Raw genomic sequence first — 14,817 nt, 5'->3', positions numbered from 1 at the left:
TGAAAACGATGACGAGGAAAACGGCAGTCGTGATATAATAATTTCATAAATGGGCCAGGAGGTTTTAAGGATGAAAAAGAAACAGCCGCGTAATCAAACTCAAAGCAAAAACCAAGATAAAGATTCATCTTCATTGAAACTTGGTGATATGATCAATCAAGATATCATGTCCCAGCTTCGTCAAAAGCAAAAGGAACTTAATGAGGCTGAACAAGAAAAAAGGGCAGCGGAAGAAGAAAAGAAACGCGAAGAAAGAAAGCGGCGGGAGAAGAATAAATCATTTGAAGAACTATTGGGTGAAAGCAATCTGAACTGGAAGAACTATAAATGAAGGACAGGGAGCAGTTTAAGTTTTAAGTGGGCTGGCTCCCTTTTTCTGTTCAGGAAGACCATTCCTTGCTGATATTCCTTTATTTTATAAAGTATAACGATTATATTAAAGATAAGTTCGATATGCTTTCATATCGGATGGACTACTATTAGCTGGTGATATGATGCAAAATAAAATAGAAAAAGTACTGGAAGACCAATTATGTTTCCTGCTTTATGCAAGTTCGCGGGAAATGACGAAGAAATATAAACCGCTGCTTGATAAACTTGAAGTGACATATCCTCAATATCTTGTCCTGCTTCTATTATGGGAACAGGATACACTTACAGTAAAAAAACTTGGGGAGCTCCTTGCCCTCGACTCAGGAACGCTTACTCCCATGTTGAAACGAATGGAGCAGAATGGCTTGATTGTCCGTGAACGTTCGACTGAAGATGAACGGTCTGTCATGATCAAGCTGACGGAAAAGGGACTTGGTTTACAGGAAGAGGCCTGCTTCATTCCCGATCGCATTTCAGCTATGTCGGGTGATGATAAGAAGGTGGTTGAGGATTTAAAAGCTTCACTGCTCCAACTATTGAAAACTTTACAGCAATTTTAGCAAAGAAAAGACGCTTGGGGTTCCCCAAGCGTCTTTTTGTCGGATTTAATCTACATCTATTTCAAAGGCGACGTCCACATTGCCGTTGATTGCTTTTGAATAAGGACACATTTGATGTGCTTTATGAACAAGGGTTTCGAATGTCGCCTTATCGACCCCGGAACCCTTCACAGCCAAAGTTACAGCCAAGCTGTACTGATGCATCTCACCCATCAATAGGCTGACGCTTGCGGTGACCTTGGAATCGAAGGGAACGCGTTCAATTTTACCAACTGATTGCAAAGCACTATCAAAACATGCAGCATATCCAGCTGCAAAAAGCTGTTCTGGATTAGATGCTTCAGGCATCTGTTTAGCCCTTGGTGTTCCAGGCATCGCAATATCAACCGTGAAGTTGCCGTCAGCAGAAATTGCCGTTCCTTCTCTTCCACCATCAACTGTTACAGACGTTGTAAATAATGTTTTTGTCATCATTTTTTCTCCCTTTATCTTTTTATTTTTAATTGTGCACAACTGAATTGTACAATATTAATTTTGGGATGTCCAATGAAAAGTTTAAAACCGTTAAATGGGTTTGGAAAGGAATTAGAATGATCGGAAACTTGAAAGCTGTACAGAAGAGAGTATGGCGAAAAAAACGATGGAATGGAAAAAGGCTGCCTATCACGTTGTTAAACGGAGATAGTGCAGCCTAATTTATTTGAAACATTTAGTTTAGTTCCATTCTTTTTAATCCCGGTGACTTTCATATTTGTTCGCTTTGGTCAACTGCTTTAAGATATCCAACTCGGTTTTGGACAGTGAAGGACTGTTAGCGGCCTGGCAGTTCTCACGGAGCTGCTGTACTGAGCTTGCTCCTGGTACAACGGTAGCGACGCTTGGATGGGACAATACATATTGAAGTGCCGTTTCATTCAACTTCCTATCGGAAAGTTTGTCCTTTATTTCCGGAAGCAAATCTTTAAGTTCGTGATAGCTATAGTCAAGGTATCCATCCTCATTTGCCTTTTCAAGCATTTTTTCACTGAGCAGCCCTTTGGCAAGGGGGCCACGGGCAATAATGCTGATCTGTTTGTTGGCCAAAAGGGACATCCACTCTTCTGGGCGGCGGTCGAGTAGATTAAACTGCATCATCACGGAATCAAGCTTAGACTTTTCCGTGAATTCCTTGATCACATTCGGACGAATCGAGGAAATTCCATAATATCGGATATAGCCTTCTTTTTTCAAATCTTCAAATGCTTCTACCGTTTCTCCGATATTGTCTGAAATGGTGCCGCCATGTAACTGATAAAGATCAATATAGTCAGTTCCCAATCTCTTTAAGCTATCTTTTACTGCCGTTTTAATATATTCGCCAGATGGATCCCAGCTCCAGGAATCTTTGTTTTCATTCCAGCGGTTTCCGACCTTGGTGGCTATGTATACCTTATCGCGGACCGATTTTAAATTCTTTCCGACGATTTCTTCATTCATGCCGAAATCATATAAGTCAGCAGTATCAAAATAATTGATTCCTTCATCTAAAGCGGCCTGTATGATTTCGGATGCCTGATTTTCAACAGTCCCCAATGACATGCATCCGAGCCCGATTTCAGAAACTAGCAAGTCTGAATTTCCTAGTCTGCGTTTTTTCATGTTATCCACTCCCTTACATTTCATTGTAAAGGAGAAATCCATTTCACTCAAAGAATTCACTTGATCCGTTTTAAAGGAGTGGGCGGCACCTGATCGTGTATGTCGGCTATCCAATCATTGATATAGACATATTGATTTTGCAATTGTTTTAGTTTTTGAAGGATTTCCCAACTCTTTCCGGATAAAGTAACGCTTTTTTCCAGTACGTAAACTTTCATTAAATCGCCCTCCATCTCTATTATGGTAAAATGTATGAGGAATCATGCTGCAATTAGAACAGAGGAGTGGTCAGGATGAAAAAATTTGAAGAAAAAACGCTGTCTTCGGAAAAAATCTTCACAGGAAAGGTAATCAGCCTGCAAGTGGATGATGTAGAGCTTCCTGATGGGAAAACGGGTAAACGTGAAATAATCAAGCATCCGGGAGCGGTTGCCATCATAGCTCTCACGGCAGAAAATAAAATCATCATGGTTGAACAGTACCGTAAAGCGCTGGAGAGAAGCTTGGTGGAAATTCCTGCAGGAAAGCTGGAAAAAGGCGAAGAACCGGTTCTGTCGGCTAAACGGGAGCTGGAAGAGGAGACAGGTTATGAATGTGAAAAAATGGAGCACATCATATCCTTCTATACATCGCCAGGTTTCGCCGATGAATTGGTCCACCTATATGTGGCCCACAATTTGAAAAAGAAAGAAAATGCAGCCCCGCTGGATGAAGATGAATTCGTCGAGATGATTGAACTCACGCTGGAGGAAGCCCAAACTTATATGGATGAAGGGAAGATCAAAGATGCCAAAACGGCATATGCAGTTCAGTATCTACAGTTGAAAAAGGCGATGAAATCGTAAATGAAAGAGTTTTACGCTGACCTGCATATCCATATAGGCAGAACGAGAAGCGGAAGGGCCGTGAAAATAACAGGTGCTAAAACGTTAACCTTCAGCAATGTGCTGCAAGTGGCAAGTGAAAGGAAGGGCCTTGATCTAATCGGGATAATCGATTGCCATTCTCCTGAAATTATCGAAGAAATCGAAGTGGGGATGCTGGACGGCGAAATCACGGAGAAGATTGAAGGAGGACTTCAATACAAGAATACAACCATCATTCCAGGCTCGGAGATTGAAATTTATGATCAGAATTGTAATGGACCGATCCATGTCCTCGCTTATTTTCCCACTATAAAAGCGATAAGGGAATTCTCCTCATGGATGAGCGGACATGTTAAAAATATTACCTTGAGCTCCCAAAGGATTTATTGTGATGGAAGAACACTGCAAAAGATCGTGAAATCACTGGGCGGCCTGTTTATCCCGGCACATGTTTTCACCCCATTTAAAAGCTTATATGGAAAAGGGGTGCGATCCAGTCTTACAGAAGTATTCGATCCGGAGCTGATTGATGCCATCGAACTTGGTTTAAGTTCTGATACAGAAATGGTCAAGGATATCGAGGAGCTGGACTCCTATGTATTCGTAACAAATTCCGATGCCCATTCGCTTGGGAAAATCGCTCGGGAATATCAAAAAGTCCTGCTTGAGGAACCAAGTTTCAATGAGCTGGCAAAAGCCCTTAAAGAAAAAGGGAATCGTAAGGTGACCGTTAATTATGGATTGAACCCCTTATTGGGAAAGTATCATCAAACTGTATGTTCAGGGTGCTTACACCAGGTATTGAGGGATAGTGAACAATGTCCCGAATGCGGTAATAAATCCATTATAAAAGGGGTATCGTCCAGGATTGAAGAGCTCTCCATTTCCGGGACGGACGGAAGAAATGGCAGGGAAAGGCCGCCGTATATCCACCAAGTACCACTTGATTTCATTCCGGGACTCGGTCCTAAATCCATGGAAAAACTGCTGGTGGCATTTGGAACAGAGATGAATATCCTACATGAAGTTACGCTTGAACAGCTCAAGGAAATCGTTCCTGAAAAATTGGCGGGCTATATCGATTCTGCCAGAAAAGGGACGCTATCTTTTGAAGTGGGGGGCGGAGGAAAGTACGGAAAGGTCAAAAAGGAATTAACCTGAAAAAAGTCCTGACAGATGGAGATCTGTCAGGGCTTTTTTAGTTAGTTGTTTTTGCATAAATGGAGGTGTCCCGCACTTCCTTGCCATCTGCACTAAGAAAGTCATTACGCAAAATTCCTTCAAGGGTATACCCCAGCTTTTCGGGAATCCGTTTGCTGGCGATATTATTAGGATCACAGCGGATCTCGACCCGCTTTGCTCCATAATGGTAAAAGGCGAATTTGGTTAACTTTTCTACCGCCTCCGTTATGTAGCCTTGTTTACTGTATCTCGTATCAATCCAATAGCCAATTTCGAATTTGGGGATATCCCAGTTAATTCGGTGCAGACCGGTGGAGCCGATGAATTGATCGTCTTCTTTCCTATAAATATGGAGTCTGATATCCTCTTTTAAAATGAAATCCGAAAAGGACTTAAGGACATTCTGTTCAGAAGTTTCCAAAGAAACATCTTGATGGGCAAACGGCAGCCATTGTTTCAATTCAGGTTTGGAATGGACAATGGCCTCGTGAACGTCCAGGCCATCGCCAGGCTGACAGGGCCTTAGATATAATCGTGGGGTTTCGATTTTTTCGGGGAAATCCATTAATATAGCTTTCATATCCTGCCTCCATATCGTTAGTATGGAAAATTATAACATGAATTGAGCTCAATGTGTTCGGCTGAGGGAGAAAGTTTTCTTAGCATAAATGAGAGAGTGAAAACATAGATTCTAGTAAGCGGAGTTGGGAGGATGAAAGATGAAAAAAAAATCTGTCGTACAAAATGCCGTAATGAAACATATTAACGAACATTCCTCATTATATGTCTTTATCACTGTGCTTTTTTTGATGGGTGTCATTTTTGGGGCAATATTGGTGAATAGTTTGAGCTTTACCCAAAAGGAAGACTTGTTCTATTATTTATCGCAATTTTTCGGACAAGTATCCAAAGGTGAATTTGCCTCTTCGCATGATATGTTCAGCCAAAGTATTATGCATAATATAAAATATATCGGGGTCATCTGGATTCTCGGAATATCGGTCATCGGTTTGCCAGTCATCCTGGTTTTGTTATTTATAAAAGGGATGGTTGTTGGATTCACAGTCGGCTTTTTAGTCAATCAAATGGGATGGAGCGGTTTTTTATTATCGTTTGTCGCTATTTTGCCCCAAAACATATTCATCGTCCCGATATTCATCGTGATAACCGTGCTTGCCGTCTCGCTATCAATGAAAATGATCAGCCGGATTTTCCTAAAGCAGGTTCGTGAACCGCTGAAGCCGATAATTTCACGGTATATTTTCTCATTGATCTTGTCGGGAATATTTTTGATTACAGCTGCTGCATTTGAAGCGTACCTATCCCCTTCTTTAATGAAAAATGTCGTAAGTTTATTGGGTCATTGATTGAAATTTGCCGTTCCCGCAAATTTTTTTATCATTAACAAGAAATCTATTTTGACAGTTTTCCCTCTTTTGATATAATGGATAGGATAGCGGCGCGGGAGGGAATATTAGGTATGGAAATAGAAAACAGAATTGATAGGATAAAAAAGCAGTTACACTCGTCCAGCTACAAATTAACGCCTCAGCGAGAAGCGACCGTCCGCGTTTTACTTGAGCATGAAGAGGATCATTTAAGCGCAGAAGACGTTTACCTCCTTGTCAAAGAAAAGTCGCCGGAAATTGGATTGGCAACAGTTTACCGTACACTAGAGTTGCTGACTGAATTGAAGATAGTAGATAAAATTAACTTTGGAGACGGGGTTTCCCGTTATGATTTAAGACAAGAAGGAGCTGCGCATTTCCATCATCATCTTGTTTGTGTGGAATGTGGTGCGGTAGATGAGATTCAGGAAGACCTACTTGAAGACGTAGAAGACATTGTGGAACGCGACTGGAACTTCAAGATAAAAGACCATAGATTAACCTTTCATGGCATTTGTCATCGATGTCATGACAAAGAAGAAAATAAAGGTGAATGAAGTCGGACCTTTTCCATTTAATGGAGAAGGTTTTCTGCATTTTTAAAACCTATTTTCTCAAGTAAGAGTTGTTTTTGTTTTCTCCTTTCCGAAACACGTATAAAACTTGTCCTGTTGGGCATAGATTGATACAAAGGATCGAATGGGAGGGGAAAGATGATGAAAACATCATTATCGCTTGTTTTGCATACGGCTAAAGTGATGATTCTCTTTGTTAGCTTCACTGTTCTTTTTTATATAGGAATGGTATGGTTAAATCAGGAATATCAAGATTATCATCGTTATGATGAACCGAAAGGCATGGCTGTAAAAGTATCGAAGGCAGTAGATACGGGTGATGATGCATGGCTTGAACGCTTAATGTTGTTTTATTTAAACGGGGAGTAATGAATATGGAGAATCAAATTAGGGATTTCATTCATTTTTTAACCATTGAAAAAGGGCTTGCCAAGAATACGCTCGTTTCGTATGAGCGTGACTTAAGATCATATTGGAGCTTTCTGAAAGAAGCTGAAGCCATCGAAAATTGGAATGATTCACGGCGGGTCAACATCCTGCATTTTCTCGTGCATTTGAAGGATCAAGGGAAATCATCGAAGACGGTGGCGCGTCATATAGCCTCCATTCGGTCTTTTCATCAATTTCTTCTAAGGGAAAAAGTAACCGATCAGGATCCGTCCATACATATAGAAACGCCAAAACCAGAACGAAGTCTTCCAAAGGTATTAAGCATGGAAGAGGTTGAAGCACTATTGGAAGCCCCAAAGAAAATGGATGAATTCGGCTTACGCGATAAGGCGATGCTAGAACTGATGTATGCGACGGGTATGCGTGTCAGTGAGTTGATATCCATGGATGTAAGTGATGTCCATGCATCCATGGGTTTTGTCCGTTGTGTAGGGAAAGGAAATAAAGAGAGAATCATTCCGATTGGCCAAACTGCATTGGGTGCGATTGAACATTATATGGAAAGTTCCCGGGGAAAAATGGCCAGCCCTAAGCACAGGACAGATTCACTTTTTTTGAATCATCATGGAAACAGGCTGACAAGGCAGGGATTTTGGAAAATTCTAAAAAAACTTGTAAAATCGGCACAAATTGAAAAAGAAATTACACCGCATACACTAAGACATTCTTTCGCGACACATCTATTGATGAACGGGGCTGATTTACGTGCCGTCCAAGAAATGCTTGGTCATGCGGATATTTCGACAACTCAAATTTATACACATATTACGAACGTACGGATCAAGGATGTATATTCAAAATTCCATCCGCGCGCTTAAAAGAATAGTAGAATGATAGAAAGGTTGTGAATTTAACTGCGAAGCGGTTGAAGGAGCAGCCTTTTTATTTCAGTAAGGCTACTGATGATTCTAAAGCATGCTCTAGTGTCAGTTTGTTTATTCCGAAATATATTATTTGTCTCCATCATGGTAATCGTTTACAATGTAGAGAGGTCAGACTTCTGACGTTCTCGCAGTTTCATTTAAAATGAAGAGTAAATGAGCAGAATAAGGGTATTATAGAGAGTATAAAAAGTGATTTACTATTTTAGGAGGAATGACTTATGAAAGGGAATTCAGCATTTAATCGAATATTTGTAATAGTTATGGATTCAGTTGGAATTGGTGAAGCACCTGATGCAGATTTATTCGGTGATAAAGGGGCGGATACACTCGGCCATATCGCAGAAAGAATGAATGGATTGAACATGCCGACTCTCGCAAAATTGGGTTTAGGCAATATCCGTGAAATCAAGGGGATTGAAAAAGCTCAGCAACCTCTCGCATACTATACGAAAATGAAGGAAGCCTCTACAGGAAAAGATACGATGACTGGACATTGGGAAATCATGGGTTTGAACATATCAACTCCATTCCGTGTATTTCCGGATGGTTTCCCGGAATTATTAGTCAATGAACTCGAGGCGAAGATGGGTCGGGGAATTATTGGGAACGTCCCTGCAAGCGGCACGGAAATCATTGAGAGGCTCGGCGAGGAACATATGAAAACGGGTGCGCTGATCGTATATACATCAGCAGATTCCGTATTACAGATTGCTGCACATGAAGACATCGTCCCGATAGACGAATTGTACAAGATTTGTGAAATTGCCCGTGAAGTGACAATGGCTGATGAGTTCAAGGTTGGACGCGTGATTGCCAGACCTTTCACAGGTGAACCAGGAAACTTCAAAAGAACGCCTAATCGTCATGATTATGCATTGAAGCCTTTCAATCGGACAGTAATGGATGAATTGAAAGATTCTGGATATGACGTGCTCGCAATCGGGAAGATCTCGGATATCTTTGATGGGGAAGGCGTCACTGAATCATTAAGGACCGTATCCAATATGGATGGAATGGATAAATTAATCCAAACGGTAGAACAGGATTTTAAAGGGTTAAGTTTCCTTAATCTAGTCGACTTCGATGCTTTATACGGTCACCGCCGCGATCCAGAGGGATACGGAAAGGCATTGGAAGAATTCGATGCTAGGATGCCGGAAGTCCTTGATAAACTGAAAGAGGATGATTTATTGATCATCACTGCCGATCACGGGAATGATCCGGTCCATGAAGGAACCGATCATACACGTGAATATGTACCTTTATTAGTCTATTCCAAACGATTTACAGAAGGTGCCGAACTCCCGATAAGAGATACATTTGCTGATATCGGGGCGACGGTCGCTGCTAACTTTGATGTGAAAATGCCTGCCTACGGGAAAAATATATTGGGCGATCTAAATTTAGGGGAGATTAAATAGATGTTTAATAAAATAGAAACTGCTGCGTCATTCATAAAAAGTAAAATTGAAGGCTCTCCGGAGATAGGCCTGATTCTTGGTTCCGGACTTGGAGTATTGGCAGATGAAATTGAAAATCCCATTACGATTCCATACCACGAAATCCCGGAATTCCCGGTATCGACTGTTGAAGGACACGCTGGACAGCTTGTCATTGGACAATTAAGTGGCAAAAAAGTTGTAGCCATGCAAGGGCGTTTCCACTTTTATGAGGGTTACTCCATGGAGAAGGTCACTTTTCCTGTACGTGTAATGAAACTTCTTGGTGTTAAGCAGTTAATTGTAACGAATGCTGCCGGAAGCGTTAATGAAAGCTATGAACCAGGTGACTTGATGCTCATTACGGATCATATTAATTTAATGGGGGCAAACCCATTGATTGGTCCTAATGAAGAGCGTTTCGGTCCTAGATTCCCTGATATGTCGGAAGCTTATAATAAAGACCTTCGGTCACAAGCGAAAAAAATAGCAGCTTCACTAGGATTGGATATTAAAGAAGGTGTCTATATCGGGAATACAGGACCGACCTATGAGACACCTGCAGAAGTGAAAATGGCACGGATCCTTGGCGGGGATGCAGTTGGTATGTCGACAGTTCCGGAAGTTATCGTAGCAAGGCATAGCGATATGAAAGTGCTCGGAATCTCATGCCTTACCAATATGGCCGCAGGCATTCTGGATCAGCCTTTGTCGCATGAAGAGGTAATTGAAACGACGGAAAAAGTGAAAAGCAGCTTTCTGGAATTTGTTAAGCACATCGTTAAAGACATATAAAACGGACCAAAAAATACAAGTACACCTAAAGAGAAGCGGTGTCCTTAAAAAAGTGGGGATTCTAATATGAGAATGGTAGATTTAATCGAGAAAAAGCGTGATGGAAAGGCTCTTACTACAGAAGAAATACAGTTCATCATCAAAGGGTTTACCGACGGATCGATTCCGGATTACCAAATGAGCGCTTGGTCAATGGCTGTTTACTTCAAAGGCATGAATGAGCAGGAACGTGCTGATTTAACCATGGCAATGGTCGAATCAGGAGATCAAATTGATTTATCGATGATTGAAGGAATTAAGGTCGATAAACATTCAACAGGCGGTGTTGGTGATACGACAACATTAGTGCTTGGGCCATTGGTTGCTGCTGTAGGTGTTCCAGTGGCAAAGATGTCAGGACGCGGTCTTGGCCATACAGGCGGAACGATCGATAAGTTGGAGTCTGTAAAGGGATTTCATGTCGAAATAGAAAACGACGAGTTCATACGACTTGTTAATAAAAATAAGATAGCTGTCATTGGACAAAGTGGTAACCTGACTCCAGCCGACAAAAAGCTATATGCATTGCGTGATGTTACGGCTACCGTTAACAGTATCGGTTTGATTGCTGGCTCGATCATGAGTAAGAAAATCGCAGCTGGTGCTGATGCAATCGTACTTGATGTTAAAACGGGAGCGGGCGCTTTCATGAAAACGCTTGAAGATTCCGAAGAGTTGGCGCATGCAATGGTTAGCATCGGAAACAATGTAGGGCGAAATACGATGGCTGTCATTTCCGATATGAGCCAACCGTTGGGTTACGCAATCGGAAATGCTTTAGAAGTGAAGGAAGCCATCGATACACTTAAAGGAGAAGGACCGGAAGATTTAACGGAACTTTCTTTAACACTAGGAAGCCATATGGTATACCTTGCCAAAAAGGCAAGTTCTCTGAAGGAAGCAAGAACCTTGCTGGAAAATGCGATTAAGGATGGTTCTGCACTTAACTCATTCAAGGTTTTCCTAGAAGCGCAGGGAGGCGATGGTTCGGTTGTGGATCAGCCGGAAAAACTGCCGCAGGCTGCCCATACTTTCGAGCTGGAAGCGAAAGAGGACGGATATGTATCGGAGATCATCGCTGATGAAGTAGGAACGGCAGCCATGCTGTTAGGTGCCGGGCGGGCGACTAAGGAATCAGAGATTGATTTGGCAGTCGGACTGGTACTTCGTAAAAAAATAGGGGAAACCGTGGCAAAAGGTGAATCCCTTGTGACGATTTACAGCAACTTTGAAGATGTTTCAAAGGTAAAAGAAAAATTGTATGAAAGCATTGCGATTTCAAAAGAGAAAGTAGAAAAACCTACATTGATCTATAAAGAGATCATGGAATAAATATTTTCCAAAAAAGGCCGCGCTTTTGCGTGGCCTTTTTACGTTTATTTCATTGAATGTTTAAAAGAGGATGCCCATGCGCATCCTCTTTTAATTTGGTTCACTTTGTTACCCTATATCCAGTATATGTTCAAAATTCATCTTTATTTGTATAAAAATGGGTTTAATGGAAAAAATAAATCCTATAAAGATTGGAGGGTATGGAGATGAAGCGGATTCTTTCTCTATTTTTAACCGTATTGGTAGCAATGGGTTTTAGCGTCCCACATACAAAAGCAGCTGAGGAAAAAGGAGTCGAATTGGCGGCAAATGCTAAATCGGCTATTTTGATTGAACGGGATACAGGTACTGTTCTCTATGATAAAAATGCAGACGTTCGTCTTTCGCCGGCAAGCATGACGAAAATCATGACAATGCTGCTGATCATGGAAGCGATCGATAAAGGCGAACTTAGCATGAAGGAGAAAATCAGGACTAGTGAGTATGCAGCATCAATGGGCGGTTCCCAAATCTTCCTCGAGCCAGGTGAAGAAATGACCACAGAACAAATGCTCAAGGGCATCTCGATTGGTTCGGCGAATGATGCATCGGTGGCGATGGCAGAACGTCTAGCTGGATCGGAAGAAGAGTTTGTTAGGAAAATGAACAAAAAGGCGAAAGACCTCGGGTTGAAAAATACAAAGTTCCAAAACGCAACAGGCCTTCCTGTTAAAGATCATTACAGTTCGGCACATGATATGTCGATCATGGCGAAGGAATTATTGAAATACGATACGATTACAAGGTTCACGGGTACATATGAAGATTATCTCCGTGAAAATACCGAAAAGAAATTCTGGCTAGTCAACACGAACAGATTAGTGAAATTTTACCCTGGGGTCGATGGACTGAAGACAGGATTCACAAATGAAGCGAAGTATTGTTTGACAGCGACCGCAAAAAAAGGGAATATGCGTGTCATTGCCGTCGTTTTCGGAGCCGTTTCTCCTAAGGAACGAAATGCTCAGGTCACAAAGATGTTAGATTATGCATTTTCACAATATATCACATACCCGATTTATAAACGCGGCGAGGTGTTAGGTGAAGCAAAGGTAAGTAAAGGCGACAAGAAATCGGTGGTGGGTGTGACAAGTGAACCTATTTCAGTTTTGACAGCCAAAAATGGAACGGCAAAGGACTTTACAAAAAAAATCACGCTTGATAAAGATTTGGATGCCCCTATTAAAAAAGGTGATGAAATTGGTACGCTTGAATTGAAGAAAAACGGCAAGGTGTATGTCGAATCTCCGATTGTTGCGAAGGAAACTGTTGAAAATGCCAGCTGGTGGCAATTGTATAAACGGGCTTTCGGCATGTTTACCCAAGCGAAATAGAATAAATTGTCGCAATACCTGTTAATCGTACTAATTTAGGCGAAACTCCACTAGTTTTGCTAGTAAGGAGGAATCGGCAGGTGAAAAAGAGAATTTGACTCTTTATAAGACAGTGAAGGAGGCTGTATATAATGAGTCTTACGATTAATATGGAGGCGAAAAATCGCGTATTGTGCATTCGTCTCAAAGGTGATTTAGATCATCATACAGCAGAAAAATTGAAAAACCAGGCAGAGGCAGCCATTCAAAAGCATAATATCAAACATATCATCCTAAACATGGAAGAGTTGGATTTTATGGACAGTTCAGGGCTTGGAGTTATTTTAGGGCGCTATAAGCAGGTGAATAAAAAGCAAGGTGAAATGGTGGTATGTGCAATTTCTCCGGCAGTAAAGCGGTTATTTGAGATGTCAGGGTTGTTTAAAATTGTTAAAATGGAACTATCCGAAAAAAACGCTTTGCAAAGACTGGGGGTTGCCTAAAATGAAAAATAAAATGGAAACGAAATTTTCTGCACTTAGCCAAAATGAATCTTTTGCCAGGGTAACTGTTGCGGCTTTCATTGCCCAATTGGACCCGACGATGGATGAATTGACAGAGATCAAGACTGTCGTGTCAGAAGCCGTTACGAATTCGATTATCCATGGGTATGAGAGTGACCCGGAAGGTTGGGTATACATTTCAGTGATCATCGAAGGCGATACTGTGGAATTGACCATCCGGGATGAGGGACTGGGCATTGAAGACGTCGAGGAGGCTAAACAGCCGTTATTTACGACAAAACCCGAACTTGAACGTTCCGGAATGGGATTCACCATCATGGAAAACTTCATGGATGAAATCAATATAATTTCCCATAAGGGCGAAGGCACGATCATTCGATTAAAAAAGCACTTAACTACAAGCAGAGCTTTGTGCAATTAAGGGAGACTTGCATATGGATGTGGAGGTTAAAAACGAGAAGGGCAAGAAAGGCCAGCCCCATTTAAAAGATGAGGAATTGCGGAATTTAATCCAACGCAGCCAGAGCGGTGACCAAGATGCGAGAAATCTGATTGTCAACAGCAATCTGAGGCTTGTATGGTCAGTAGTGCAAAGATTCCTCAATCGAGGTTACGAACCGGATGACCTTTATCAAATAGGCTGTATTGGTCTGTTAAAGTCCGTGGATAAATTTGACTTATCGTTTGAAGTGAAATTCTCAACGTATGCTGTGCCTATGATCATTGGTGAAATCCAACGTTTTATCCGTGATGACGGAACGGTTAAAGTAAGCCGGTCATTAAAGGAAATGGCGAATAAAATTCGCAGGGCCAAAGAGGAGCTTTCAAAGACGTATGGCCGAGTTCCGACTGTCAATGAATTGGCGGAACATCTAGAGCTGTCGCCAGAGGAAATCATCATGGCCCAAGAAGCTAGCAGGAGCCCTTCATCCATCCATGAAACGGTTTACGAAAATGATGGAGATCCGATTACTCTTCTTGACCAGATTGCCGACAATAATGAAACCTCCTGGTTCGATCAAATTGCTTTGAAAGAAGCCATACAAGAATTGAATGAACGTGAAAGGCTGATTGTTTTCCTGAGATATTATAAAGATCAGACGCAATCGGAAGTGGCGGCAAGGCTTGGCATCTCCCAAGTCCAGGTGTCAAGGCTGGAAAAGAAGATTCTTCAGCAAATGAAAAACCACATGAATCAATGATTCATGTGGTTTTTCATTGAGCTTGAAAATAAATGATTGATTTTAGGAAAAAGTAAAAGTGGTTCTTATTAAGTAGAATGAAAATATGAGCGGGGTCGAATTTTTTAGTTGAATTTAGGATTAAAAACGAATATTATAGTAAAGGTCGCGTTTTTCATTCGTTTTTTTAGCTTTCTTTTAATCAATATTGATTAGGAAAAACGTTGATGCAGTACAATA

At 41.4% G+C, this 14,817-nt stretch carries 19 protein-coding genes; 15 read left to right on the top strand and 4 right to left on the bottom strand.

What is annotated here, in order from left to right; all coding sequences use genetic code 11:
• Positions 1 to 70: 70 nt before the first annotated feature.
• Together ACYP5M_RS07855 and ACYP5M_RS07850 are read left to right on the top strand one after the other, a co-directional pair.
• On the top strand, positions 71 to 331 hold the full coding sequence (locus ACYP5M_RS07855; RefSeq protein ID WP_101222483.1) for a YqkE family protein: 261 nt from the start codon (positions 71 to 73) through the stop codon (positions 329 to 331).
• 163 nt (positions 332 to 494) lie between these two features.
• Positions 495 to 932 (top strand): MarR family winged helix-turn-helix transcriptional regulator, encoded by a 438-nt coding sequence (locus ACYP5M_RS07850; protein WP_096337652.1) that lies wholly within the window; start codon positions 495 to 497, stop codon positions 930 to 932.
• A 45-nt stretch (positions 933 to 977) separates the two neighbouring features.
• Here ACYP5M_RS07850 and ACYP5M_RS07845 read toward each other — a convergent pair whose 3' ends face one another.
• From ACYP5M_RS07845 to mciZ, 3 genes are all read right to left on the bottom strand, one after another.
• Positions 978 to 1,403 carry an Ohr family peroxiredoxin gene (locus ACYP5M_RS07845; protein ID WP_101222481.1) on the bottom strand — a complete coding sequence of 142 codons (426 nt, stop codon included), beginning with the start codon at positions 1,401 to 1,403 and terminating at the stop codon, positions 978 to 980.
• 258 nt (positions 1,404 to 1,661) lie between these two features.
• On the bottom strand, positions 1,662 to 2,570 hold the full coding sequence (locus ACYP5M_RS07840) for an aldo/keto reductase (protein WP_427572087.1): 909 nt from the start codon (positions 2,568 to 2,570) through the stop codon (positions 1,662 to 1,664).
• Positions 2,571 to 2,626: 56 nt separating this feature from the next.
• Positions 2,627 to 2,788, bottom strand: a complete 162-nt coding sequence (gene mciZ / locus ACYP5M_RS07835; RefSeq protein WP_076365517.1) for a Z-ring formation inhibitor MciZ — start codon at positions 2,786 to 2,788, stop codon at positions 2,627 to 2,629.
• 75 nt (positions 2,789 to 2,863) lie between these two features.
• On the opposite strand from mciZ, the gene ACYP5M_RS07830 reads away from it, so the two are divergent.
• Together ACYP5M_RS07830 and ACYP5M_RS07825 are read left to right on the top strand one after the other, a co-directional pair.
• Positions 2,864 to 3,415, top strand: a complete 552-nt coding sequence (locus ACYP5M_RS07830; RefSeq protein WP_230176979.1) for an NUDIX hydrolase — start codon at positions 2,864 to 2,866, stop codon at positions 3,413 to 3,415.
• Positions 3,416 to 4,597, top strand: coding sequence for an endonuclease Q family protein (locus ACYP5M_RS07825; protein WP_459734853.1), 1,182 nt, complete (start codon positions 3,416 to 3,418; stop codon positions 4,595 to 4,597).
• Between the two features lie 37 nt (positions 4,598 to 4,634).
• On the opposite strand, the gene ACYP5M_RS07820 is transcribed toward ACYP5M_RS07825, so the two are convergent.
• On the bottom strand, positions 4,635 to 5,198 hold the full coding sequence (locus ACYP5M_RS07820) for a GNAT family N-acetyltransferase (protein WP_101222477.1): 564 nt from the start codon (positions 5,196 to 5,198) through the stop codon (positions 4,635 to 4,637).
• 139 nt (positions 5,199 to 5,337) lie between these two features.
• Here ACYP5M_RS07820 and spoIIM point away from each other — a divergent pair, with 139 nt between their 5' ends.
• The 11 genes from spoIIM to sigF all read left to right on the top strand — a co-directional run bounded on the left by spoIIM (position 5,338) and on the right by sigF (position 14,598).
• Positions 5,338 to 5,985 carry a stage II sporulation protein M gene (gene spoIIM / locus ACYP5M_RS07815; RefSeq protein WP_101222476.1) on the top strand — a complete coding sequence of 216 codons (648 nt, stop codon included), beginning with the start codon at positions 5,338 to 5,340 and terminating at the stop codon, positions 5,983 to 5,985.
• 119 nt (positions 5,986 to 6,104) lie between these two features.
• Entirely contained in the window at positions 6,105 to 6,563 is a 459-nt protein-coding gene (fur, locus tag ACYP5M_RS07810; RefSeq protein WP_101223459.1) for a ferric iron uptake transcriptional regulator, read from the top strand.
• Between the two features lie 159 nt (positions 6,564 to 6,722).
• Positions 6,723 to 6,950 (top strand): YqzK family protein, encoded by a 228-nt coding sequence (locus tag ACYP5M_RS07805; RefSeq protein ID WP_101223458.1) that lies wholly within the window; start codon positions 6,723 to 6,725, stop codon positions 6,948 to 6,950.
• A gap of 5 nt (positions 6,951 to 6,955) precedes the next feature.
• On the top strand, positions 6,956 to 7,849 hold the full coding sequence (xerD, locus tag ACYP5M_RS07800) for a site-specific tyrosine recombinase XerD (RefSeq protein ID WP_452444817.1): 894 nt from the start codon (positions 6,956 to 6,958) through the stop codon (positions 7,847 to 7,849).
• A gap of 284 nt (positions 7,850 to 8,133) precedes the next feature.
• Positions 8,134 to 9,336, top strand: coding sequence for a phosphopentomutase (deoB, locus tag ACYP5M_RS07795; protein ID WP_101222474.1), 1,203 nt, complete (start codon positions 8,134 to 8,136; stop codon positions 9,334 to 9,336).
• Positions 9,337 to 10,149 carry a purine-nucleoside phosphorylase gene (locus ACYP5M_RS07790; RefSeq protein ID WP_101222473.1) on the top strand — a complete coding sequence of 271 codons (813 nt, stop codon included), beginning with the start codon at positions 9,337 to 9,339 and terminating at the stop codon, positions 10,147 to 10,149.
• Between the two features lie 66 nt (positions 10,150 to 10,215).
• Complete coding sequence (locus ACYP5M_RS07785) at positions 10,216 to 11,520, top strand: pyrimidine-nucleoside phosphorylase (RefSeq protein WP_101222472.1); 1,305 nt, start codon at positions 10,216 to 10,218, stop codon at positions 11,518 to 11,520.
• 206 nt (positions 11,521 to 11,726) lie between these two features.
• On the top strand, positions 11,727 to 12,893 hold the full coding sequence (locus tag ACYP5M_RS07780) for a D-alanyl-D-alanine carboxypeptidase family protein (RefSeq protein ID WP_230176975.1): 1,167 nt from the start codon (positions 11,727 to 11,729) through the stop codon (positions 12,891 to 12,893).
• 131 nt (positions 12,894 to 13,024) lie between these two features.
• A complete protein-coding gene (gene spoIIAA, locus ACYP5M_RS07775; RefSeq protein WP_034308142.1) occupies positions 13,025 to 13,375 on the top strand; it encodes an anti-sigma F factor antagonist in 351 nt (116 codons plus the stop codon).
• 1 nt (position 13,376) lies between these two features.
• Entirely contained in the window at positions 13,377 to 13,817 is a 441-nt protein-coding gene (gene spoIIAB, locus ACYP5M_RS07770) for an anti-sigma F factor (RefSeq protein ID WP_053346844.1), read from the top strand.
• Between the two features lie 13 nt (positions 13,818 to 13,830).
• Positions 13,831 to 14,598 (top strand): RNA polymerase sporulation sigma factor SigF, encoded by a 768-nt coding sequence (gene sigF, locus ACYP5M_RS07765; RefSeq protein WP_101222470.1) that lies wholly within the window; start codon positions 13,831 to 13,833, stop codon positions 14,596 to 14,598.
• Positions 14,599 to 14,817: the final 219 nt, after the last annotated feature.

The organism is Peribacillus sp. N1, assembly GCF_054600815.1.
Note: the sequence above shows the minus strand (reverse complement) of the source record. Positions and strands in the feature narration are given on the sequence as shown.

Coding starts and splice junctions, on each gene's coding strand:
- mciZ (WP_076365517.1), bottom strand. CDS start 2,788: ATGAAAGTTTACGTACTGGAAAAAAGCGTTACTTTATCCGGAAAGAGT.
- ACYP5M_RS07805 (WP_101223458.1), top strand. CDS start 6,723: ATGAAAACATCATTATCGCTTGTTTTGCATACGGCTAAAGTGATGATT.
- ACYP5M_RS07780 (WP_230176975.1), top strand. CDS start 11,727: ATGAAGCGGATTCTTTCTCTATTTTTAACCGTATTGGTAGCAATGGGT.
- spoIIAB (WP_053346844.1), top strand. CDS start 13,377: ATGAAAAATAAAATGGAAACGAAATTTTCTGCACTTAGCCAAAATGAA.
- ACYP5M_RS07820 (WP_101222477.1), bottom strand. CDS start 5,198: ATGAAAGCTATATTAATGGATTTCCCCGAAAAAATCGAAACCCCACGA.
- spoIIAA (WP_034308142.1), top strand. CDS start 13,025: ATGAGTCTTACGATTAATATGGAGGCGAAAAATCGCGTATTGTGCATT.
- ACYP5M_RS07825 (WP_459734853.1), top strand. CDS start 3,416: ATGAAAGAGTTTTACGCTGACCTGCATATCCATATAGGCAGAACGAGA.
- ACYP5M_RS07855 (WP_101222483.1), top strand. CDS start 71: ATGAAAAAGAAACAGCCGCGTAATCAAACTCAAAGCAAAAACCAAGAT.
- sigF (WP_101222470.1), top strand. CDS start 13,831: ATGGATGTGGAGGTTAAAAACGAGAAGGGCAAGAAAGGCCAGCCCCAT.
- ACYP5M_RS07785 (WP_101222472.1), top strand. CDS start 10,216: ATGAGAATGGTAGATTTAATCGAGAAAAAGCGTGATGGAAAGGCTCTT.
- xerD (WP_452444817.1), top strand. CDS start 6,956: ATGGAGAATCAAATTAGGGATTTCATTCATTTTTTAACCATTGAAAAA.
- deoB (WP_101222474.1), top strand. CDS start 8,134: ATGAAAGGGAATTCAGCATTTAATCGAATATTTGTAATAGTTATGGAT.
- ACYP5M_RS07840 (WP_427572087.1), bottom strand. CDS start 2,570: ATGAAAAAACGCAGACTAGGAAATTCAGACTTGCTAGTTTCTGAAATC.
- ACYP5M_RS07830 (WP_230176979.1), top strand. CDS start 2,864: ATGAAAAAATTTGAAGAAAAAACGCTGTCTTCGGAAAAAATCTTCACA.
- ACYP5M_RS07850 (WP_096337652.1), top strand. CDS start 495: ATGCAAAATAAAATAGAAAAAGTACTGGAAGACCAATTATGTTTCCTG.
- ACYP5M_RS07845 (WP_101222481.1), bottom strand. CDS start 1,403: ATGACAAAAACATTATTTACAACGTCTGTAACAGTTGATGGTGGAAGA.
- ACYP5M_RS07790 (WP_101222473.1), top strand. CDS start 9,337: ATGTTTAATAAAATAGAAACTGCTGCGTCATTCATAAAAAGTAAAATT.
- spoIIM (WP_101222476.1), top strand. CDS start 5,338: ATGAAAAAAAAATCTGTCGTACAAAATGCCGTAATGAAACATATTAAC.